Here is an 872-nt window from a genome sequence, read left to right as displayed (position 1 = left end):
GGATCCCGCTGAAGCGGCTCGGCACGCCGGCCGACATGGCCGGCGCGGCGCTGTTCCTGGCCTCGCCGCTTGCGTCCTACATCGTCGGCCAGACCATTGTGGTCGATGGCGGGCTGATTTTGTGAGCCCCGCGCCGTGACGAAAGGGCGTTTCGCGCGCTAGGAACCCGACCGGGTCTTGCTGGTTACATCCTCTGAAAACAGGAGTACCCGCGATGGACAAGGATCGGATTGCCGGCTCGGCCAAGGATTTTGCAGGTAAGGTCGAAAGCACCGTCGGCGACATGGCTGGCGACGCCAGGACGCAGGCCGAAGGCCGCATGCGCGAAGCCGCAGGCACGGTGCAAAATCTGTACGGCCAGGCCAAGGACGCCGCCCGCGACGCCACCGACGCGGCCGTCAACTATGCCAAGGATGCTTACGAGAACAGCGGCGACACCGTTCGCAGCGGCCAGAAAGCGGTGGCGAAAACCGTGCAGGACAATCCGCTCGGCGCGCTGTTGGTCGCAGGCGGGATCGGATTTGCGCTGGCGTTGTTGATGACGCGCCAGCCACGCCGTCCGCCGCCGCGCTGGCGCTATTACGGCTGAGCGCGCGTTTGGCTAGTCGTTCGTCATTGCCAGGTGCGCAGTCGCGCACCTGAGGGTGCGCCTTGGCGCAGGCTCGAATTCCCTACCCCCGATCGTGATGATGAATGCTCCGATGTGCCATTGCACATCGGGGTTCGTCACTGTGCGACGCCCCGCAACGACAAAATTTATCGCGTGAAATTGCCCGGCGGGACTTCGGCCGATCGTCCGACATTACCCGGCGGGCGCGGCGCGCCTGGAGCAAACGGTCCGCGCGGCGGCGCGGCCGCGGGAGGCGGCGCGG

Annotated in this window: 2 protein-coding genes; both read left to right on the top strand. The window is 66.4% G+C overall.

Annotated elements, in window-relative coordinates; all coding sequences use genetic code 11:
- The first annotated feature begins 2 nt into the window (after positions 1 to 2).
- The gene (locus tag CQ12_RS46535) at positions 3 to 125 is read left to right on the top strand and encodes an SDR family oxidoreductase (protein ID WP_430642253.1); all 123 of its coding nucleotides are present in this window, start codon (positions 3 to 5) and stop codon (positions 123 to 125) included.
- Between the two features lie 89 nt (positions 126 to 214).
- Positions 215 to 589 (top strand): CsbD family protein, encoded by a 375-nt coding sequence (locus CQ12_RS22035; RefSeq protein WP_057837407.1) that lies wholly within the window; start codon positions 215 to 217, stop codon positions 587 to 589.
- Positions 590 to 872 lie beyond the last annotated feature (283 nt).

Origin of the sequence: Bradyrhizobium jicamae (assembly GCF_001440395.1) — a bacterium.
Lineage (GTDB): Bacteria > Pseudomonadota > Alphaproteobacteria > Rhizobiales > Xanthobacteraceae > Bradyrhizobium > Bradyrhizobium jicamae.
Note: the sequence above shows the minus strand (reverse complement) of the source record. Positions and strands in the feature narration are given on the sequence as shown.